The following is a 19,285-nucleotide window of genomic DNA, read 5'->3' as shown; positions in this document are numbered from 1 at the left end:
GGAATAACAGATAAGAAAGCTATTGGTAATAAGCCTTTAAATATAGTTCTTTAAGTGCTTTCTTCATTGCCTTTCGTTTACTATGGCGATCGCTGCCAGTTGCTATGTAATCTTTAAAAGGTGGTGTGTCTGGGCAAATCGTTGCAGTTACAGAGTAATGATCAATATATTGAAAAATTTCCAGTTCTATTTCATCCCCAATGTCATTCACTAGCTGTGTGACTTCTCTTGATATTAAGTTTTCCATTCTATCTATCCTCCCATTAGTCATCAGTAGCTCTTTCTAGTAAATCTATATCCTTCTCTATTTCTTTCATAAGTTCATGAGGTTTCATATCAAGCGCACTAGCAATGTTTATCAATGTTATTAAATTGGGAAGATGTCGATCCTTTTCCAGGTTACTCATGGATTTTCTGCTTATGCCGCAACGAAAAGCTACTTCCTCCTGTGACAGTTCTCTAGCTTTCCTCAACTTTTCTAATACCTTCCCAATCTTTATCGTCTTATTTTTCAAGGATATTCCCCTTTTTAAGACAATTACATGATGAGAAAGGGAATTGCACCACGTAGTATACTTCTCAAAAGTTCCTTTGAGTAAAATTTATTAGAGATCAACAGTTTCAGCCAAATAGTGAATATTACCATTGAAAACAGCCAGTTATGCCATATTTTAGAGCCACTAGTGTCAGAATTGGCGGACAGTTGTGCCAAAAACAGAGCCACTACCTCTCAGTAGTGGCTCTGTTTAAAGATTAATATTTGAGGCCGTGTCTTTCTCTCATTGACATTTCTCCATCAATTAGAATGGTATATGAGTTTTGGATAATACGGTCCAAAATAGCGTCTGCAAGGGTGTCCTCTCCAATCTTTTCATTTGTGGAAAACTGTTAATTTTAATTTAGCAGTTACACCAGTGGGTCGGTTTCTTTTGAGTTTGTTTTTATTTAGTGGGATTTTAAAAATGGAGATTTGGGCATTGTGGGAAGAAGGGGTTTAAAAAGAAGCATGTGCATTCTCCTCAAAGTTTACCAGTAAATTTTGCTGGAAAAAGTTTTAGGCGCCTTAACAAGATTTATATCTTTTTAAGGTGCCTGTGTTCTATATGATTAATGAAGAATTTTTTCTAGGTGTTTTATTGTTGGGGTTAAATTTGCAAAAAAGTAGGCTTCACGTAGTCTACGTGATGGTAAACAATCTCTTAAGTAACCTGAACTTCCATTATGTAGCATATTTGCTTGAGTTGCATCAAGTGTTAAATAGGCCACTTCAAGGCGAACTTCGGCAATCTCTTTCCAATTAAATTGATCAGCTGAAAATAAGTTTTTTACCTTTTCCTGAGTTTGATCAACTAATTCTTGTAATTCCGACGATTGTCTTTTCAAATAACGATTGCAGCCATTTTGCCTTTGGTGTATTTTTTCAATAGAAGTAATAGAATCCTTTATTACACCTAACCCAAGCGGGATTTGATATAGGACGAATGCAGGCCGGATGATTTCCACAAATTGATCAGCGTTTTCTGATAACACCCATTCATCAGGAATAAATACATTGTCAAACTGGCATGAGTATGTCGCACTGCCATTTGCACCGAGGAATTCAATTTTTCCTTTCAATTTTAACCCATCTACTTTGCAAGGAACGAAACACATAACACGTTTGGTTTCATTAACATTGGCAATAACTCCGAACCAGTGATTTTCTCCCAGATTAGAGACGGCAGGTAAAACTCCAGACAGGATGTAGCCACCATTTGTCTGTTTTGCGCTTAAATGGAGGTTTTCTAGTCCCGCATAATATTTCATTGGGTTAGACAATCCTGTTGCAGCTAAAAGTTTTCCATTTTCAAGCAGAGGTAAGAACTTGAGTTTAAAGAGCTCATTGTTTGTATTTCTTACATATGTTAATGCAGCGAGGTGGCACCAAAGACAAAAGGCAGTGGTCATACAAGTTTTCGATGTTTCTTCTACTAAATGCATTTCATCTAAAATATATTCCTTTTGAGACTTATTGACAGAAGAAAATAATCCCGACTCACCAAGTTTTCTTAAAAAGCTCTCAGCATAAAAGGCCTCAACATCAATCTTTTTTATATACGGTTTTAATTCCTGTTCAATTATCTTCTCAAGTATGATGGGTTTTTCCACTACATTTTTACTCATTACTTCCACTCCTGCTTTTTATCATTATTTTCACTCATTAAAATACCAAGATTAATAAACTGCACGAGGGTGAATACGTGTCCTGATTTAATGAAATCTGTTTTTGGTATTTGGGATTAAATAAATTAACTTTTCCTATTAGTTTAGTTGGTTTAAGGTAATATTAGGGCACTTTAATTGGAAAATCAACCATTAATTCAAATTTTTTGAATTTTACCCCAAACCTAAATTTAAGTAAAACTTCTACCAGTGTGGGGGGAACTGACCGTTATTGTGGAGTAGAATAGAAAATGGCTAAATGCGAAAAGAGGCTTTAAATCAGCTATCTGATTTAAAGTCTCCGTTGGTGTATTACTTAATATCTGTCAAAATTTCTGTAATGGAATCAATCGGTGTTTGCACTGCCTCACGAGCCCGTTTCACAGCTGCCACATTAGGAGCATCATAGAAGCATAGGCATTTGGTCATATCCTCGCACACGTATGTTCTGGAAAACGCTACTTCTGGAACTTCTTGATAATGGACGGAGTTTTTATTTTTTCTAGCTAAATATTGTTCCATTGTGATGTTTTCAGGAATATTCCATTCGACTAAATAGTTTACCACTTCATTATTTTTCTTCACTTCTTCAAGCTCTTTCCCAACAAGACGTACCTCTTTGATCAGTTGAACTGGAATACCAGCGGCTCTTAAGAGATTTGTCGCCACATTTCGGTCTTCACCTTCAATAATAAAGAATGAACGTGAAAAATCCTTTGATATTTGTAGTTCAATTAATGCTGAATGGTTTTCATTCAGTTCTGCTTGAATTGCGGCAGCCTTTTGGTCTAAGTCTTCTTTTGTAGATACAATTCCTGCTAAAGATGATTCAATTAAATAAAGTCCCATCATAAATCCCTCACTTTTTGTTTTTTAACTATTCTAATTATTTATTAAGGTTAGTTTATTATACTTAGTTATAAAAATCAACTTTGTAATTTTATTTATTTTCATGATAAAATAAAACGATGGAGGGATATATGGTATGAAATCGAGATATGATATACCTTGTAATATCGCACAATCATTAAATATCATTGGAGATCGCTGGACTTTATTAATTGTCCATGAAATTTTAGCGGGACATACTTTGTTTAATGAAATTAAAAAGTCTTTAATTGGCATTTCTTCTAATCTTCTATCAGAACGGCTGAAACATTTAGAGGAAGAGGGTCTGATAAAATCAGAACTGTATTCTCAGCACCCTCCTCGTTATTGTTATACATTAACAAAAAGCGGTGAGGAGCTTGAGCATGTATTTAATGCACTCATCATATGGGGCAGTAACAATTTACATAAGTGCTATAAAAAGCTGGTTGATCCGGAGAATGGTGAGGAAGTAGCAATTGCTTATTACTCTAAAAAAACAGGGGAGCTTGTGAAAAACATTAAGGTTGTATCTATAGAAAATCAAATTCAAAACATGGGAGAATAAATTTCTAACATTCCCATTTTAAAAAAACTCACTGCAAGTTCAGTGAGTTTTTTTAATGTAGTATTCTTCCTATGAAACAAGGTTAATAAACAGAATTTTTAAAAATTAACCACAATTAGGGTTGAAAAAATTAACAAAGTATAATAAACTTACTTACAATCATTAAAACTTAGTATTCTTATATGAATTATTATTATGAAAATAACAAACGGAAAACAGGGGGGGAACTAGTTGGGGCAACAGTCCGAAATGATTGATGTACAAAATTTGATTAAAAGTTTTAAAAATAAGAATCAGGAAACCAAAGTATTAGACGATATATCAATGAGAATCGATAAAGGTGAAATTATTTCAATTTTAGGGGAAAGCGGCTGTGGAAAAAGCACATTGTTGAATATTATTGGTGGTTTTGAAAAAGCGAGTAACGGTCAGGTTTTCCTAGATGGAAAATTAGTGGATCGGCCAAATCGCAAATGCATTATGCTTTTCCAAAACTACGGCATACTACCATGGCGCTCCGTTTTAAAAAATGTTGAATTTGGACTGGAAGGTTTAAAGCTTAATCGCTCAGAACAAAGGGAAAAAGCATTACACTATTTGAATTTAGTCGGCTTGAAAGGGAAAGAAGCGCTGTTTCCTCATGAACTATCTGGGGGAATGCAGCAAAGAGTGGGGATTGCCAGGGCACTAGCCTTACAACCAGAATTAATTTTGATGGATGAACCATTTGCTGCATTAGATACTTTTAATCGATATCATTTACAAAATGAACTTCTCCGGATCCAAGCCATAGAAAAGACAACCATTATTCTTGTTACACATGATATTGATGAAGCAGTCTATTTATCAGACCGAGTTTTTTTAATGCAGCCTAATCCTGGTCGAATCCATAAAGAAATTAACATTACTCTTTCGAAACCACGTGACCGTAGTGACAGTGATTTTCAGTATTATCGGAATATCATTTTGAAAGAATTCCATTTTACTAGACCCGAAGCATTGATTGAGTTTAACATCTAAAACTATGGCTTTGTTAAAGTGTGTTGTTGGATTTTTTCGTCAATATTAATTGGTGCTGCCATCAAAATATTAATTTTAAAAAATCAGCAAATCATCAAAAATTAAGATTAATTGAAGAGGAGATTATCATGAAAAAAATAATAAAAACAGTCTTTTTGATTCTTTTAGTTGGTGTATTGTTCATTTCACTTGCAGGTTGTGGCGCCATTGGAAGCGAAAAATCTTCAGGAGAAACGAACAAACAAAAGCCGACAATAAAAATTGGATATTTACCAATTACCCATGCAGTACCATTATTTATTGAAAAAGAACAAGCCAAATATAAAAATTTCAATCTTGAACTTGTTAAATTTGGTTCTTGGCCAGAACTCGTAGATGCCCTTAACACAGGCCATATTGACGGGGCATCTATGCTTGTGACGCTGGCAATGAAGGCAAAAGCACAGGGGATTGACTTAAAAGCTGTTGCTTTGGGCCATAAAGATGGGAATGTTTTAATTACAGCAAAAGATATTAACAGTGTTAAAGAGTTAAAGGGAAAAAACTTTGCTATCCCACATAAATTCTCCACCCACAATATATTGCTTTACAAAATGTTAAAACAAAATGGGCTTAAGTATGAGGACGTCCATCCGATTGAGCTTCCTCCAGCTGAAATGCCAGCGGCGCTTTCTGAAGGTAGAATTTCCGGTTACGTAGTTGCAGAACCTTTTGGTGCCGTTTCCGTAGCAATTGACAAAGGGAAAGTTTTATATCAAGACAATCAAATTTGGGATAATTCTATTGATTGTACACTAGTGCTTCGTGGCGAATTTATTAAAAAGGAAAATAAAATTGCCAAAAAATTTGTTGGCTACTACATAAAGTCTGGAAAAATTGCTGAACAAAAAGATAAACAAACCTTTGAAATGTCGTCGAAATATATGAAAGTAAAAGAAGACGTATTGGATTTATCTTTTAAGTGGATTACGTATGACAATTTAGCAATTAATAAAGAGGACTACGAAGAATTAGCAAAGAATCTTATTGAGATGGGGTTACTGGAAAATCCACCAAGCTTTGCTGAATTTGTTGATCATTCCTTAATTAAAAAAACGAAGTGATATGATGAAAAATTATAAAAATATAATCAATGCAGCTATTGGTTTTGGTATCTTGATTTTGGTCTGGCAATTGATTATTTTTGTCGGAAAATATGATACAACACTTTTTCCTACTCCTATACAAGTGTGGGATGGGATCTTATCTCTTATTAATGATGGTACCCTTTTTGTTCATTTTCAAGTTAGCATCATTCGCTTTTTTGTGGGTTATCTTTCGGCGGTTGTAACAGCGATTGTTTTCGGGCTGATACTTGGAAGAATTCCTGCGTTATGGGGAGTGATCGACCCAATTGTTCAAGTCCTACGGCCAATTTCACCAATTGCATGGTCACCGTTTATTGTCCTTTGGTTTGGGATCGGTGATATGCCAGCTATTATCATTATTTTTATTGCCGCCTTTTTCCCAGTTTTGCTGTCAACGGTTTCGGCTGTAAGAAAAGTTGATAAAACCTATTTGAAGGTTGCTCAAAATTTCGAGATTAAGAGGTTTGAATTATTACAAAAAATTATCTTTCCAGCTGCATTTCCCTATATTGCAAATGGCCTCCATATTGCAGTGGGGACGGCTTGGATTTTCCTTGTAGCTGGTGAAATGATTGGGACTCAGTCAGGGCTTGGTTACTTAATCGTCGATTCCAGAAATTCAATGAGACTCGACCTAGTCATGGCCGGAATCCTCTCAATTGGAATCATCGGACTCCTCCTCGACAAAACCGTAGGCCTATTCGAAACCTGGATCAACCAAATATGGGGAAACTGATTTCCCGTGCCTAGTCACCACCCGATATATGTCGAGATTTGTAGAATTAGAATATTACAGTTTTAAGAAGTCTATGTCAGGTGAAGGATTTTTCTTGTTAAGCAGTATGTCTTAGAAAAACAGTAAGGGAAACAAATAATCTTGTTTTTCCCTCACTGTTTTAATATACATAATTTGTTTTTTTAACGAGGAAAAGGACACAGTAGATCATTTGTTATTGGTTAAAATTTCAGATTAGAATTTGTTTTAGCGGTTTCGTTTGCGGGATAACGGTTAAACACATATAAGTTACTGGACTGTGACCCGTTTTGTTTGGCTGTTTCATACACAGAGATGATCCCCAGTTTTTTGGCTTTTAGGAGCATTTTTTTAAAAGTAGAGCGGGAAATGCCATGATCATAGTAATCTTCATGAATGGCTTTTAAAATTGTCCCAATCGGTAAGTTACATACTCCTGGTACTTTTGAGGAGAAGTGGACCAGCCATTTCATTCCCACTAATTCCCCCTTTGAAAAATCATGCTTATGATCAAATAACCAACCTTCTATATCATGAAGAAAATTCTCAAGTGTACTGAATTGCGATAACGGATTAAACTCTTCAAGATTTCCAGCTTTTAAATTCATTGCCATGCAGCCCCCTTTTACTTTTTATATAGGAAGAAGAGAGCCAAAGAGCAAGGGTTGTTTATAGCGGTTTTGTGAAAATTTGGGTGACATCAGGCTTATAGCAAGATGGATTACTTCTTTTCTTTAGCTGGAAGTGTTGAGTAGTTCAACTATAGAATGTTTCATGTGGTTTTAATTTTGTTAATAAATGTAAAAAAATAAACCACGAGAAGAATTAGGGCTAGCTCATGTATGTTTGTCCATTTCATCACATTTCATCATTTCATATCTTATTCAGAGATGATTAAATAGGGAGTGATAAAATGAGTAATTCTTCAAAAGAAACAGAGGGACTGACAATAATAATCAATCAATTTATAGGAGAAAATAGAGTGAGATTGAATTCCAGTTCTAATTCATCAAATCTGCTCTTGGATTTTTTGGATAAAATGAAAGACTTTAAACCTCATGAACATGATCAAGAAGAAATCACTGGGAGCAGTGACAGAAATCGGCGGAAAAATAAATGGGATAATAAACAACATCATCATATCGATGATTTTTATAGTACACATAACTATCGTCATTTTTGTAATTGCGGATGCAGCCATAACAGTTATGATCGACATGATCAGCATGGTCATGATAGAAGCTGTTATCATCAACAGGGCTTTATAAGTAAGGGATGTTGTCATATTCCTTTTACATTCCCAAGAAAGCATTGTTTTAATAACCATTTTCGTCTAAGGTTAGCAGGATTAACTGATAACTTAAATTTCCAGATGTTGAAGCATCACGACTGCGATGACCGCAAACATCCCCCCGACCAAGAAGAAAGCAGAAGTAGTGATTGATTGAAAATTATACAAAAGAAACAGAGCTGTGACGGTCAGGAACGAACTGAGAAACACAACAGTCCAAATGTGAAGAATACCAAAATGGTAATAAAAACGATTAAGCCTAAATCTGCCATTACTCCAATCATTGGTCCCATAATTCCACTCATGATTCCACTGAAAACACCCGTTATTAATGTTTGATAATCAACAAGGGCACCAAATAGTGAACCCAAAAATATTGCGATAATAGTGGTTATAATTGTAATCCATGTATAGTAGGCAGGAAATTGATAACCTAAAATGGTTCCAACGCCAATACCCATAATCATACTGCTAGTCATCGCAATATTCATCCCGAAGTGGTACCCAATTATTTGTTTTATTTTATATAAATAACGGTAGGATGCTGCCCCCACTACTAAATAGGATAAAAGAACCAGTCCTAATAAAACGGTCACAAGAGCTCCCCCCTTAAAACTAAATAGACGCGCCTTTTGGCACACAATACCGGCAGTAGTATACTGCCGGTATTTTCAATTTTTTTATATAAGTATGCAAATAGGGCTTTAATAGACTCTTTTTTTCACAAATGGGCAACTGGACATAACGGCTATGATAACCATTTGCACATTCATTCATAAAGTATAAAAAAGGAAAGGAGGAGAAGGGTGGTGAGTCAGCCAATCAACAAATCCATTCAAAAGTCCTATGATCATAACAATCCTGAATTAAAAAGTGATGATGGATATACATCGCCTGCAAGTGCACTGCCGCTATATGAACTGAAAATGCTTCAAGAGTACATTCACATTGGGAATTTACAAAACCTGGGGAAAAGTCTTCCTTTTTATAAGAAAAACCTGATGCTGGTAAAATTTTTTAAGCATCATCGCAATCGGCTGGTAGAGGTTTATTCTAAACAGAAAGAAGGCATTCAGTATATAAGCGGGAAGGTTTATACCATTGGAAGGGATTTTGTGCTGCTAAAAACGTTATTTCAGCGAATTTGGATTCCCTATTCCACCATCCATTCCACAAAATCTCCTTTTGGAGCACCGAATATTCCGAATTCCCATCAACATCTTACCTTTGATGAAGAATTAAGAAAAAAACTGTTATGGCAGTTTGGAAAAGAAGTGGCTGGGAAGGAGGATTTAAGACAACAGTTTTTTGAACAACTATTAGAATCCAACCTTCGTTACCGAAAAGGATTCAGCCTGAAAGTCTTTACGGAAACAGAGATGATTAGTGGTACATTGACCGAAGCAAAACACGGGAATGTATCCATCAAAACTGGGAAATCTGAGAAAAAAATATCGATTCAACATATTCAGCTGATTAAACAGTCTCGATTCATTTCAACGGTAATATCTTCCTTGTCTAAAATATATAAAAAATAACCAGATATATGAGGGATAAAAGCTATTATCCTCTTTTTAAAGCCCTCCCCTTCGCGGCTTTTGTTTAAAAAACAATAATAAGGAATTTGTATGTTTAGCCCTTTCACTTTGTCCGCTATATCCATATATTGTCATAAGTGAATAGAATAACAACTAAAGGAGGAGTACCATTTGAGTAAAAAGTTATTACCTGAAAATGAACCCTTTGAAAAAATCTTAGGGAAGGAAATTTTGTTGGTGACTCAAGTGGCCCAATTAAATATTCTTGGTCAAACCTTTCGGCCAATCTTTACTGGGAAGGTAACTAAAGTTACCAATGGTTACATTACCTTAGATCCTGCGATTATCAAGATGCATAATGCTCCGTTTTTTCGATTCCCTACACCATTAAACTTTCCAATGGAGCACATTGCTTTATTTACCCCGTTTGACAGTTCTACTAGACTTCCAATTGTTTAACAGAAACAACGAATGAGGTGATTATATGAATAAGGATGAGTTAGGTAAGGATTTAGGAATAGACAGAGCCGATATTAATGCCATTAGGCAAAGAGCCGTAAGCGAAGAATTTGCCGAGAATAAAGACAAAAGAGCCCTGATATTGTTAGGTCAATATCCTTTTTTAATTATTGGAAGAATTAAAAATGTTATTAGTGATTACTTATTGATTAAAGCGGAAGTGACCAACGTTTTTGAATTGGATGGGGAAGTTTTTAGAGTTCACATTGATGATATTGAAGTCTTTTATATTGAAAATGATGACATTCCAATTCCTGATATACGGAAGGTGGGAGACTATTGAAAAGGCGGTACCATGTGGTAGCAATACCCATTCGAATCGTAATCAATAAGTTCGGCGAGCATGATCCGGATGGGATGATGTATGTTTTAAAAGAAAATGAAGATTGCGTGAGGACCTTAGTTGCTAAACATCCTTTCAGTCCTGTTGATCTTGTTCAGCCTTTGGTCATTCGCGGTAATGTAGGAGATCATATTGAAATTTTATTTGAAAACCAACTTTCCTTTCCGGTTTCGATGCATATTCAAAATGCCGAGTACGATGTGTTTACTTCGGATGGTGCTTTTGTTGGACTGAATCCGGACACGACTGTAGAACCTGGAAAAAGCATTAATTATTGCTGGACTTTGCAGGAAGAGGGAATTCATCTTTTTTCAGATTTAGGGAATACATTATCGAGTGAAATAGGGAGTAATGTTCATGGCTTATTTGGTGCTTTAATTGCAGAACCCAGGGGCTCGTGGTGGACGGATCCTGAAACGGGAAAACCAATTAATAGCGGGGTTTTTGCTGATATCCATAATCCACTTCTTCCTTCCTTTCGCGAGTTTGGCTGGTTTTTCCATGATGAAATGGAAGTCCACGACTTAATTGGTGAAAAACCAATTAGTCCTCACACGCTGCAGCCGGAAGCGACGCATAGTATTAATTATCGTTCCGAACCGATGAGAAACCGGATGCGGCTCATTCGCGAGGGTGTTGTTTGTCCGGATTGCGAAGGTGAAGAAGTTCATCATGATTCGTGGGTGTTTGGGGACCCTGATACTCCAATATTAAGGGCCTATCTAGGTGATCCGATAAAAATAAGACTTATTCATGCTGCCGTGAAGGAAACTCATGTTTTTCACTACCATGTCCATCAATGGTTATTTGAACCGAATGATCAGGAGTCTGAAATTATCGATGCACAGGCGATTTCCCCACAAAATAACTATACCGTCAGTCCTTTATATGGTGCCGGCAGCCTGCAGGAGGCTATTGGAGATGCCATCATCCACTGCCACCTTTATCCTCATTTTGGAGAAGGGATGTGGGGAATTCAACGTAACTTTGATACCCTCCAGGATGGAAGCCAATGTTATCCTAATGGGGTACCTATTAAGGCATTAAATCCACTGCCAGACAGGCCTTTACCGCCAAGACCAACCCCTCATAAGCCTGGTTTTCCTAACTTTATCCCCGGGATTGTTGGATTTAAGGCGCCTCGGCCGCCACTCGGAATTGAAAATGGAAGAGAGCCTACCATTATTGAGCGAAATCATTTTGCCCCGAATGCGCGTCCAGGTGCGGTTTTTACGAATCCTGTCAAGGAGGGGGTAAATCCTGTCCGGGAATATAACGTCTGCGTCATCCAAATGCCGCTTGTTTATAACAAACAAGGGTGGCATGATCCAGAAGGAAGGTTATATGTATTAGCTGAAGATGAAGCGGATGTACTGGCAGGAAGAAAGGAGCCTGAGCCGTTAATTATCCGTGCCAATGCAGGAGACTGTATTCGTTTTCGCTATACAAACAAGCTCCCCGAAGTACTTGGAGGAAATGCCTTCCAATTAATTAATCGGACCTATGAAGCAGGGATGCATGTTCACTTTGTAAAATTCGATCCTCTCGTCGCAGATGGGGCCAATGTTGGCTGGAATTATGATTCGGGGATTTTACCCGGTGAAACCATGGAGTATCAATGGTTTGCCGATGTGGAATTAAAAAACACGTTCTGGCATGATCATTTATTTGCCAACGAGCATCAGCAGCACGGAATTTTTGCGGGAATTAATATACAAGCCAGAGGGTCTAAATATTTGGATCCCTTCACAGGAAAAGAAATTAGATCTGGTACTCAAGCCGTTATTACGAATCCGCTCATCCCAGATTTCCGGGAATTCACCTTATTCGTTCATGATTTTGGGCTGCTTTTTGACGAAAATGGCAACCCCTTAAATCCTCCTCCTTTTCCTGGTTCACCGGAAGACCCTGGTGTGATGGGTATTAATTATCGAAATGAACCGATCCAGTTCCGCTTGAGGGAACCTGATTGTGATCCGGCCTATGTCTTTAGTTCTTGGGTCCATGGCGATCCTGTAACTCCATTGCTTGAAACGTATAATGGCGATCCGGTAAGAATTCGTCTCTTCCAAGGTGCTCATGAAGAGTCCCATAGTTTTAATCTCCATCGACAGCGCTGGCATAATGAACGGCAGGATTTAGATTCAGAGCTCGTACAAGAAAAGCATATTGGAATTTCTGAAGCATTCACCCTTGAATTTAATATTGAAGGGGAAGGGGATTTTGATATGCTTTACCACTATGGTGCTTTGGATGATATTTGGCTTGGCCTTTGGGGTATTATCCGGACATATGAAGAAAGGGTTTCTCATCTTTTACCCTTGCCTGATCGGGAATGTCCGCCGGAACGAAAGCATCCATTACCATGTCCAACTGGGAAAAAACCGCCTAAAGCACCGGTTCCGGGGAATCCTTGTCCTGCCCATGCACATGTCAGAAAGTTTGAGGTTGCTGCCATCAATACTGATATCAAATACAACGATCAGGGAGATCATGATCCATTTGGAATTGTCTTTGTATTGAAAGACGATGTTCCTATGATTCTATGTGGTGACTTAAATCCTGAACCATTGATTCTCCGTGCTAATGTTGGTGAATGGATTGAAGTGACTTTGACGAATGAAATAACTGGCACATGTCATCATGAACATGATGACATTCATGGTTACCCAGCCGTTCCGGTTGAGGTTCCATTACCGGCATCGAATCGGATATCACTGCATCCGCAATTGCTCGCTTACGATGTAAGAACCTCCGACGGAGCAACCGTAGGCTTTAACTATGACCAAACCATTGGGCCTGGCGAAAGCATTACTTATCGCTGGTATGCTGATCAAGAAGTAGGAGCGGTGAACCTTTGTGATATGGCAGATATCCGTAACCACCGGCATCACGGAGCTTTTGGAATGTTGATTATTGAGGCTCGAGGTTCAACCTATTTAGATCGACTGAGCCGTGAGGAATGTGCAACGGGGAATCAAGTCATTATTTCCAACCCATTGCTGCCTGAAACTCGTGAGTTTGCTCTTCTTATGCATGATGGCGTCCGGCTTGTTGCTAAGAACGGAAATCTGATTATTGACCCAGAACCACTTTTTGTCGAAAGGGAGGACCCATTGGAGGACTTCGAGAATCAGGGGTCAAGAGGCTTCAATTATCGTGCTGAACGGTTTAGTCACCGATTAACTAGTCCTAACGATATATCAAAAGTATTCAGCTCTAAGGTCCATGGCGATCCTGCTACCCCACTATTTATTGCTTATGCCGGCGATCCTGTTACATTTCGCTTTGTTACACCAGCAGACCGGGCGAGAGGTCACGCTTTTACGATTCATGGCCATAAGTGGTTAAAAAGCAGTGATGATGTAAATTCCTCCGTTATTTCGATTAGTGGACAGAATGTCCCTGGGTCTAATGATGATTTTGAATTATTTTATGGTGCCGGCGGTTATTGTCAAAGTCCTGGTGATTACCTCTATCGTTCTGGCAACATCCGTTGGGATATCGAACTTGGATTATGGGGGATCATGAGGGTTTTAGGGGAAAGAATCCCTTATTTGGCTCCATTGGATGAGAGAAGTTCTTATGGAAGAAAAGAGGTAAAGGAGGATAACTTAAATGAAGGAACATGAAGATCAAGACTATAAGGAAAGTCAATTGGAAGCATGTGAATGTGACGGAAAACTTGATCATGATCAATCATGTTCATGTCCTCCCTTACATCCATGCCCTGAAAAGATTCCTACTCCACGATTTCGATCACCGAACAGTCCATTGCCGCCAGCAGAACTCGATGAATTACAGGAATGTATCGAGGTTGCCAATCATTTACTTCGTTCATTAAGCAATGAGCGTAACCCAAATAATCAACGGCAATTGCAATTACATTTACTAGATTTGAGGGATATTTTAATCCGTGTAAAGGTCTACTGTCAGGAAAAGCAAATTGAAGAGGTAGGGACACTTGTAACAGCTGGAAAGAACTTTATTAAGTTGAATACAGTGGGAAAAAGGGTGTTCATCCTATTTAATAAAATCGACTCCTTGCAATATGAGGAATGCAACACAGAGAAAAAACATCAACAGGAACTCATCCATTTGAATCGCCAGCTCAAGAGGGAGCTCGTTCTCCATTTTGGTGAATTTGTTTCTGGTGAACCAGAACTAGTTAATCTTTTCTTTGGCATCCCTATCCATCTAATGCTTTTTCAATTTGTCGGATGTCAGGTGGAAGTAATGGTTGAGGATAAGAGCGAGGCAATTTCTGGCCAATTATTGAATGCGGATGAAAACTTCTTGCACCTTTTAAACAAAGAGGAAATGGAACAAATTCCTTTTGCGAAAGCATGTTTGATTCGGTGTCTGTTTAACAGGGACCGCGACTTCATTCTTCTTGGCAATCAAAAATTTTGCGGTTAGATCTTTTGCGTAAGATAAAGGTAAGGCACAACTAGGTAATCAAATCACTAGTTGTGCCTTTTTGCGCGCAAAACTTCCGATTGTCCCCTATAAGAACCGTCCCTCTTGACACCCCCGCTCCCCCTTGACAGATCCTATTTGTTATTTTAAGATATATTAAAATAATAACTTAATAGACCTCACTTTTAACATGTGAGGTAGAGGCGCGATATTTAACAGTTTTTAGTGGAGTCTGAGAGACTTTGATACTAAGGAGAAGGAAATGTCGCCGAAGCTTGTAATATCTCAGTATTACTTGCTGGGTCTGCAGTTAAGAGCTGTAGAACTGTCTCAATAAACTTCCCGGTTTATTGAGTTGTGCTATCTCATTTGGGAAAAAAGAGGATTTAGGGTTCCTTATGCATATAAGGCCTGAGTTCATCGCTCAGGTCTTTTTTTGTTGAGTAAAATACCTAAAAAATGAATAAGTGTTAAGGTTCAGAAAACTATAAAATTTATAATCAAAGGGAGAGGAATCATTATGATGAAAAAATTATCTATTTTAATAGCTATGTCTTTGGCAGCTATTATTCTATTATCGGGTTGTGGAAAAAGTAGTAGTTCAGAAAAAGCGGATGGATCTTCAAAAGAAGATGACACTTTTAAAGTAGGTCTCGAAGCTGGATATGCCCCATTCAACTGGACTCAAAATGGCGATTCCGATGGCGGTGTGAAAATTGATGGCAATGCGGAATTTGCAGGCGGATATGATGTTGAAATCGCTAAAAAAATTGCTGATGGTTTAGGAAAAAAATTAGTGATTGTCAAAACTGAATGGGATGGCCTTGTTCCTTCATTAACTTCTGGAAAAATCGATGGAATTATTGCAGGGATGTCTCCAACAGCAGAGCGTAAAAAGACAATCGATTTCTCAGACAACTACTATAAATCAGATTTAGTTATCGTGGTTAAAAAAGGTGGAAAATATGAGGATGCGAAATCCATTCAAGATTTTAGTGGAGCAAAAATATCGGCACAATTGAATACATTCCACTATTCAGTAATCGACCAAATCAAAGGTGTAAAAAAACAGCCAGCTATGGATAACTTCCCAGCAATGCGAGTTGCTCTGGAATCAGGTGTAATTGATGGATACGTATCGGAACGTCCTGAAGGTATTAGCGCTTCTTCTGCGAACGATCATTTTGCCATGGTAGAACTGTCAGAAGGATTTAAAACATCAGATGGTGACACAGCAATCGCAGTGGGTGTGGCGAAAGGTAGTAAATTGACTGAAAAAATCAATAAAATCTTAGCAGGAATATCAGAAGAAGAACGTCAAAAAATTATGGAGACAGCTATTAAAAATCAACCAGCAGCTAAATAAAAATGATTTGAAACCGGGTGTATTTTACGCACTCGGTTTCATGAATATAGGAGGAGAAAGATGAGCTTTGATTGGGTAGTAAAAATTGTCTCAGAAAATTGGCCAATGTTTCTTCGTGGTGCTGGTGTGACACTCTTAATTGCCATCATTGGTACGATTATAGGGTCGATCATTGGTTTATTAATAGGGGTTATTCGAACCATTCCGATGCCTGAACGAGGGGCCAAACGCTTCTTTTTAAAATTAATAAATGCCATTCTTTCTATTTATATTGAGTTTTTCCGTGGAACACCAATGATTGTACAAGCGATGGTCATTTATTATGGTTCCGCTTTAGCATTTGGTTTTGATATGGACCGATTATATGCAGCAATTTTTATCGTATCAATCAATACAGGGGCCTACATGTCAGAAATTGTTCGCGGCGGTATTGTATCGATTGACAAGGGACAATTTGAAGCAGCCCAAGCAATCGGGATGAACCATGTTCAAACGATGTTTAATATTATTTTACCGCAAGTTATTCGCAATATTTTACCAGCCACAGGAAATGAATTTGTCATCAATATTAAAGATACCTCAGTGCTGAACGTTATTTCTGTTTCGGAATTATATTTCCAGACTAAATCAATTGCCGGTAACAACTTTAGATATTTTGAATCATTTTTTGTCTCCTGTATTATTTATTTTATTATGACCTTTACGGTGACAAGAATTTTGCGTTTTATCGAAAGAAAATTGGATGGTCCAGACAATTACATTATGGGTGGGAATCAAATGCAAGTGGCAACAGTAGAGGATATGTTGCTTAAGGACAATAATAGAGACGGGAATACATTGTAGAACGGAGGGTGAGAAAAGATGGAAAAGGTTATTGATATTCAACATTTGAGCAAATCCTTTGGTACTCATGAAGTCTTAAAAGATATTGATTTTTCAGTGGAAAAGGGAGAAGTAGTCTGTATCATCGGTTCCTCCGGGTCGGGTAAATCAACTCTTCTTCGTTGCGTGAATCTGCTAGAAAAGCCAAGTGGCGGTCAAATTATCTATAATGGAGAAAACATTCTAGATGATAAACATGATGTCTACGAATATCGCAAAAACTTAGGGATGGTATTTCAACAATTTAACTTGTTTAATAATCACAATGTGTTAACGAATTGTGTTGTGGGACAAATTAAAGTTTTAAAGCGTTCGAAGCAAGAGGCCGAAAAGGTAGCGATGAAATATTTGAATGTGGTCGGGATGGATCGGTTTGTGAACGCCAAACCAAAACATTTATCAGGTGGTCAAAAACAACGTGTCGCTATTGCAAGAGCCCTTTCTATGGAACCGGATGTGATGTTGTTTGATGAACCAACATCAGCCCTTGATCCAGAAATGGTAGGGGATGTTCTTAAAATTATGAAGGAACTAGCCCATTCTGGTCTTACGATGCTAATCGTCACTCATGAAATGGAATTCGCCAAAGAAGTTTCTGACCGTGTCGTATTTATGGACAAAGGGGTTATCGCGGAAGAAGGAACTCCAGAGCAAATATTCAATAATCCAACTGAGCCACGGACACGGGAGTTTTTGAAGCGGACTTTGGTTTAAGGGGGGCGGTTCTTGTGATTTGAAGGAATGTAAGGTCAAATAAGAAATTTAATTAATCAAGAGCCATGTTTGTCTTTGCCGTAGGCAGAGACAAACATGGCTCTTTTTTTAATTTGTGTTTTCAGGGGTCTATCTGCAAAGACCGACCCTTCGCTTTGATTTAATCAAACGTTTGATTAGTTGAGAAAGTTAGAATTCTTCATAACTTCCACATAAGTTCCTCATAAGAACTACACATGAACTTAGTATTATTAAGTCAAGAAGAACAAGCGGTGTTGCAAATACAACATCAGCTCTTTGTAACCTAATTAACAATAAGCTTAATATATAGGGCCGGAAAACCCTAACTTGCGAAAATCGATAATAATGGGAACCTCGATTTTCAAACCTTAGTGCTAATAGTGGCTCTAAGAATTCTAATTTTTTAGCTTCACCCTTTCTGAAAGTTTAAAACCTCTCTATTTTGAAAGCTGGCCAATGGGTCAGCTTCTTTTTTTATTTTGGGGAAACATAGGGAGGACGGTCTTCCAGCTTCCCTTGTTCATTAAAACGTCATAATTTAAGCTCATTTTTCTCCATTAATTTCTTATATATATAACAAGAGGGAGATAAAGATTTTATTATCCCTCTAACTAATGAAAGAAGGTGGCGTGATGTCATTCGTACATTTTGATGAGATTGCTGAAATCTGTTGTGGAATGGCGGAAGCAGAGGAAGTGTTAAACGGGGGAGAGCCTGTGATTGAAAGATTAGAATTCATGAAGGACTACCATGCAGACTCTAATCGTTGGTGGGAAGAAGTGGCTAAAGAAATTATAAAAGAAAAAGAAAGAGAGATATTGTATGTTTGAGTCGTATAATTCTAAGGGTAAATAATCCTCCGTTTTTTCCGACTTAAGGAATAACAGAGGATTATTTTTTTTTGATACTCTTTGTAAAATGCATACTTCTGTAAAGTATTATTCGTTCAGGCTAGATCATTTCACCAGAACTCATTTTTTTATTTTGGCTTTGTTAATGCTCAATGTTGATTTTTTGCACAATGTTGATTGGAGTGGAAGGCGCGAGACTCCTGCGGGAGCAGCGGGACAGGTGAGACCCCGCAGGAGCTTTAGCGACGAGGAGGCTCACCGCCCGCCCCGCGGAAAGCGAAGCGCCTGGAACGGAAATCAACATTTTAGTTTAACAGAGCCTTTATTTTAAAGCATTTGGTTTGTTAGGATCGTGACAAAGGTACTCAGTATGATGGTGAAAATGATAAAAGAGGCATAGAGGAGCTTTTTATTCATTTTTCTCTTTCGCATTATTTCTTCCGGTGTAAGAAAGTAGTTCTTTGACATCAAATATTCTCCTTTGAGTTTGATGGTAGCTGGCTGACTTCGTTATTAAACGGAGGCCCCTATAGCTTTGCGTCATCACTTTTCAGCGATTTTGCCCTTGAAGTTCCACTTATAATTATAATGATAATAATTGGAAGAGTCCACGATAATCTCGAATTTTGTCGAAAAACAGTATTTTGGAATCTGTAACTGAAAACTTATTTGCCTGCCATTATGCAGCAATACGTACCGATAAGCTCTTGACTGGAGTAATTAAAAGGCTGCTCAAAAAAATATTGTTTTTTTAAAATACCTCTTCATAAAAATAGTAAGTAGCTAACCCCACGAGCGTAGTA

21 protein-coding genes, 1 pseudogene and 2 riboswitches are annotated in these 19,285 nt (G+C 37.7%); of the genes and pseudogenes, 14 read left to right on the top strand and 8 right to left on the bottom strand.

Translation table 11 applies throughout. From position 1 onward, the window contains the following. Nucleotides 1-19: 19 nt before the first annotated feature. From B1NLA3E_RS21610 to B1NLA3E_RS21595, 5 genes and pseudogenes are all read right to left on the bottom strand, one after another. Nucleotides 20-247, bottom strand: coding sequence for a hypothetical protein (locus B1NLA3E_RS21610; RefSeq protein ID WP_041580785.1), 228 nt, complete (start codon nucleotides 245-247; stop codon nucleotides 20-22). Between the two features lie 16 nt (nucleotides 248-263). Continuing rightward, a complete protein-coding gene (locus B1NLA3E_RS21605) occupies nucleotides 264-515 on the bottom strand; it encodes a helix-turn-helix domain-containing protein (RefSeq protein WP_015595945.1) in 252 nt (83 codons plus the stop codon). A 238-nt stretch (nucleotides 516-753) separates the two neighbouring features. After that, nucleotides 754-870: pseudogene (locus tag B1NLA3E_RS25755) on the bottom strand (ATP-binding protein); the annotation flags it as partial. A gap of 237 nt (nucleotides 871-1,107) precedes the next feature. Continuing rightward, on the bottom strand, nucleotides 1,108-2,163 hold the full coding sequence (locus B1NLA3E_RS21600; protein ID WP_015595944.1) for an acyl-CoA dehydrogenase family protein: 1,056 nt from the start codon (nucleotides 2,161-2,163) through the stop codon (nucleotides 1,108-1,110). 351 nt (nucleotides 2,164-2,514) lie between these two features. Next, the gene (locus B1NLA3E_RS21595; protein ID WP_041580784.1) at nucleotides 2,515-3,051 is read right to left on the bottom strand and encodes a DUF4242 domain-containing protein; all 537 of its coding nucleotides are present in this window, start codon (nucleotides 3,049-3,051) and stop codon (nucleotides 2,515-2,517) included. 136 nt (nucleotides 3,052-3,187) lie between these two features. Between B1NLA3E_RS21595 and B1NLA3E_RS21590 the strand changes: the two genes are divergently transcribed. From B1NLA3E_RS21590 to B1NLA3E_RS21575, 4 genes are all read left to right on the top strand, one after another. Next, the gene (locus B1NLA3E_RS21590) at nucleotides 3,188-3,637 is read left to right on the top strand and encodes a winged helix-turn-helix transcriptional regulator (protein WP_015595942.1); all 450 of its coding nucleotides are present in this window, start codon (nucleotides 3,188-3,190) and stop codon (nucleotides 3,635-3,637) included. Between the two features lie 249 nt (nucleotides 3,638-3,886). Beyond that, nucleotides 3,887-4,657, top strand: a complete 771-nt coding sequence (locus B1NLA3E_RS21585) for an ABC transporter ATP-binding protein (protein WP_041581268.1) — start codon at nucleotides 3,887-3,889, stop codon at nucleotides 4,655-4,657. A 128-nt stretch (nucleotides 4,658-4,785) separates the two neighbouring features. Next, nucleotides 4,786-5,760, top strand: coding sequence for an ABC transporter substrate-binding protein (locus B1NLA3E_RS21580; protein ID WP_041580783.1), 975 nt, complete (start codon nucleotides 4,786-4,788; stop codon nucleotides 5,758-5,760). Nucleotides 5,761-5,764: 4 nt separating this feature from the next. Next, complete coding sequence (locus tag B1NLA3E_RS21575; RefSeq protein WP_041580782.1) at nucleotides 5,765-6,520, top strand: ABC transporter permease; 756 nt, start codon at nucleotides 5,765-5,767, stop codon at nucleotides 6,518-6,520. 221 nt (nucleotides 6,521-6,741) lie between these two features. On the opposite strand, the gene B1NLA3E_RS21570 is transcribed toward B1NLA3E_RS21575, so the two are convergent. Then, nucleotides 6,742-7,146: a hypothetical protein gene (locus B1NLA3E_RS21570; RefSeq protein WP_144061526.1), complete on the bottom strand. Its 405-nt coding sequence runs from the start codon at nucleotides 7,144-7,146 to the stop codon at nucleotides 6,742-6,744. Between the two features lie 305 nt (nucleotides 7,147-7,451). On the opposite strand from B1NLA3E_RS21570, the gene B1NLA3E_RS21565 reads away from it, so the two are divergent. Continuing rightward, a complete protein-coding gene (locus tag B1NLA3E_RS21565) occupies nucleotides 7,452-7,982 on the top strand; it encodes a hypothetical protein (protein WP_041580781.1) in 531 nt (176 codons plus the stop codon). Between the two features lie 35 nt (nucleotides 7,983-8,017). On the opposite strand, the gene B1NLA3E_RS21560 is transcribed toward B1NLA3E_RS21565, so the two are convergent. Further along, on the bottom strand, nucleotides 8,018-8,425 hold the full coding sequence (locus B1NLA3E_RS21560) for a hypothetical protein (protein WP_144061525.1): 408 nt from the start codon (nucleotides 8,423-8,425) through the stop codon (nucleotides 8,018-8,020). Between the two features lie 213 nt (nucleotides 8,426-8,638). On the opposite strand from B1NLA3E_RS21560, the gene B1NLA3E_RS21555 reads away from it, so the two are divergent. The 9 genes from B1NLA3E_RS21555 to B1NLA3E_RS21515 all read left to right on the top strand — a co-directional run bounded on the left by B1NLA3E_RS21555 (nucleotide 8,639) and on the right by B1NLA3E_RS21515 (nucleotide 18,461). After that, on the top strand, nucleotides 8,639-9,367 hold the full coding sequence (locus tag B1NLA3E_RS21555) for a hypothetical protein (protein ID WP_051120181.1): 729 nt from the start codon (nucleotides 8,639-8,641) through the stop codon (nucleotides 9,365-9,367). Between the two features lie 171 nt (nucleotides 9,368-9,538). Beyond that, on the top strand, nucleotides 9,539-9,826 hold the full coding sequence (locus B1NLA3E_RS21550; RefSeq protein ID WP_015595934.1) for a hypothetical protein: 288 nt from the start codon (nucleotides 9,539-9,541) through the stop codon (nucleotides 9,824-9,826). Between the two features lie 25 nt (nucleotides 9,827-9,851). Then, complete coding sequence (locus B1NLA3E_RS21545) at nucleotides 9,852-10,169, top strand: hypothetical protein (RefSeq protein WP_015595933.1); 318 nt, start codon at nucleotides 9,852-9,854, stop codon at nucleotides 10,167-10,169. Beyond that, nucleotides 10,166-13,861, top strand: a complete 3,696-nt coding sequence (locus tag B1NLA3E_RS21540; protein WP_015595932.1) for a multicopper oxidase type 3 — start codon at nucleotides 10,166-10,168, stop codon at nucleotides 13,859-13,861. The genes B1NLA3E_RS21545 and B1NLA3E_RS21540 overlap by 4 nt, the downstream gene beginning before the upstream one ends. After that, on the top strand, nucleotides 13,848-14,648 hold the full coding sequence (locus B1NLA3E_RS21535; RefSeq protein ID WP_015595931.1) for a hypothetical protein: 801 nt from the start codon (nucleotides 13,848-13,850) through the stop codon (nucleotides 14,646-14,648). Before B1NLA3E_RS21540 ends, B1NLA3E_RS21535 begins: the two co-directional genes overlap by 14 nt. Nucleotides 14,649-14,838: 190 nt before the next feature. Next, nucleotides 14,839-15,019: riboswitch (Lysine riboswitch) on the top strand. Nucleotides 15,020-15,168: 149 nt separating this feature from the next. After that, nucleotides 15,169-16,014, top strand: a complete 846-nt coding sequence (locus B1NLA3E_RS21530; RefSeq protein WP_015595930.1) for a transporter substrate-binding domain-containing protein — start codon at nucleotides 15,169-15,171, stop codon at nucleotides 16,012-16,014. A 60-nt stretch (nucleotides 16,015-16,074) separates the two neighbouring features. Further along, nucleotides 16,075-16,857, top strand: coding sequence for an amino acid ABC transporter permease (locus B1NLA3E_RS21525; RefSeq protein WP_015595929.1), 783 nt, complete (start codon nucleotides 16,075-16,077; stop codon nucleotides 16,855-16,857). Nucleotides 16,858-16,875: 18 nt separating this feature from the next. Then, nucleotides 16,876-17,610, top strand: a complete 735-nt coding sequence (locus B1NLA3E_RS21520) for an amino acid ABC transporter ATP-binding protein (protein ID WP_015595928.1) — start codon at nucleotides 16,876-16,878, stop codon at nucleotides 17,608-17,610. A gap of 653 nt (nucleotides 17,611-18,263) precedes the next feature. Next, nucleotides 18,264-18,461 (top strand): hypothetical protein, encoded by a 198-nt coding sequence (locus tag B1NLA3E_RS21515; RefSeq protein ID WP_041580780.1) that lies wholly within the window; start codon nucleotides 18,264-18,266, stop codon nucleotides 18,459-18,461. A gap of 348 nt (nucleotides 18,462-18,809) precedes the next feature. Here the strand turns inward: B1NLA3E_RS21515 and B1NLA3E_RS25450 are convergent, their stop codons facing one another. Beyond that, nucleotides 18,810-18,950 carry a hypothetical protein gene (locus tag B1NLA3E_RS25450; protein WP_187292124.1) on the bottom strand — a complete coding sequence of 47 codons (141 nt, stop codon included), beginning with the start codon at nucleotides 18,948-18,950 and terminating at the stop codon, nucleotides 18,810-18,812. A 21-nt stretch (nucleotides 18,951-18,971) separates the two neighbouring features. Beyond that, nucleotides 18,972-19,056: riboswitch (cyclic di-GMP riboswitch) on the bottom strand. Nucleotides 19,057-19,285: the final 229 nt, after the last annotated feature.

Source organism: Bacillus sp. 1NLA3E, assembly GCF_000242895.2.
Taxonomy (GTDB): domain Bacteria; phylum Bacillota; class Bacilli; order Bacillales; family Cytobacillaceae; genus Bacillus_BU.
The sequence above is the reverse complement of the archived record's forward strand: the minus strand, read 5'-3'. Positions and strand labels throughout refer to the sequence as shown.

Excerpts from the sequence above, each read along its gene's own strand:
- B1NLA3E_RS21610 (WP_041580785.1), bottom strand. The coding sequence starts at position 247 with ATGGAAAACTTAATATCAAGAGAAGTCACACAGCTAGTGAATGACATT.
- B1NLA3E_RS21600 (WP_015595944.1), bottom strand. The coding sequence starts at position 2,163 with ATGAGTAAAAATGTAGTGGAAAAACCCATCATACTTGAGAAGATAATT.
- B1NLA3E_RS21595 (WP_041580784.1), bottom strand. The coding sequence starts at position 3,051 with ATGGGACTTTATTTAATTGAATCATCTTTAGCAGGAATTGTATCTACA.
- B1NLA3E_RS21590 (WP_015595942.1), top strand. The coding sequence starts at position 3,188 with ATGAAATCGAGATATGATATACCTTGTAATATCGCACAATCATTAAAT.
- B1NLA3E_RS21585 (WP_041581268.1), top strand. The coding sequence starts at position 3,887 with ATGATTGATGTACAAAATTTGATTAAAAGTTTTAAAAATAAGAATCAG.
- B1NLA3E_RS21580 (WP_041580783.1), top strand. The coding sequence starts at position 4,786 with ATGAAAAAAATAATAAAAACAGTCTTTTTGATTCTTTTAGTTGGTGTA.
- B1NLA3E_RS21575 (WP_041580782.1), top strand. The coding sequence starts at position 5,765 with ATGAAAAATTATAAAAATATAATCAATGCAGCTATTGGTTTTGGTATC.
- B1NLA3E_RS21570 (WP_144061526.1), bottom strand. The coding sequence starts at position 7,146 with ATGAATTTAAAAGCTGGAAATCTTGAAGAGTTTAATCCGTTATCGCAA.
- B1NLA3E_RS21565 (WP_041580781.1), top strand. The coding sequence starts at position 7,452 with ATGAGTAATTCTTCAAAAGAAACAGAGGGACTGACAATAATAATCAAT.
- B1NLA3E_RS21545 (WP_015595933.1), top strand. The coding sequence starts at position 9,852 with ATGAATAAGGATGAGTTAGGTAAGGATTTAGGAATAGACAGAGCCGAT.
- B1NLA3E_RS21535 (WP_015595931.1), top strand. The coding sequence starts at position 13,848 with ATGAAGGAACATGAAGATCAAGACTATAAGGAAAGTCAATTGGAAGCA.
- B1NLA3E_RS21530 (WP_015595930.1), top strand. The coding sequence starts at position 15,169 with ATGATGAAAAAATTATCTATTTTAATAGCTATGTCTTTGGCAGCTATT.
- B1NLA3E_RS21525 (WP_015595929.1), top strand. The coding sequence starts at position 16,075 with ATGAGCTTTGATTGGGTAGTAAAAATTGTCTCAGAAAATTGGCCAATG.
- B1NLA3E_RS21520 (WP_015595928.1), top strand. The coding sequence starts at position 16,876 with ATGGAAAAGGTTATTGATATTCAACATTTGAGCAAATCCTTTGGTACT.
- B1NLA3E_RS21515 (WP_041580780.1), top strand. The coding sequence starts at position 18,264 with ATGTCATTCGTACATTTTGATGAGATTGCTGAAATCTGTTGTGGAATG.
- B1NLA3E_RS25450 (WP_187292124.1), bottom strand. The coding sequence starts at position 18,950 with ATGTCAAAGAACTACTTTCTTACACCGGAAGAAATAATGCGAAAGAGA.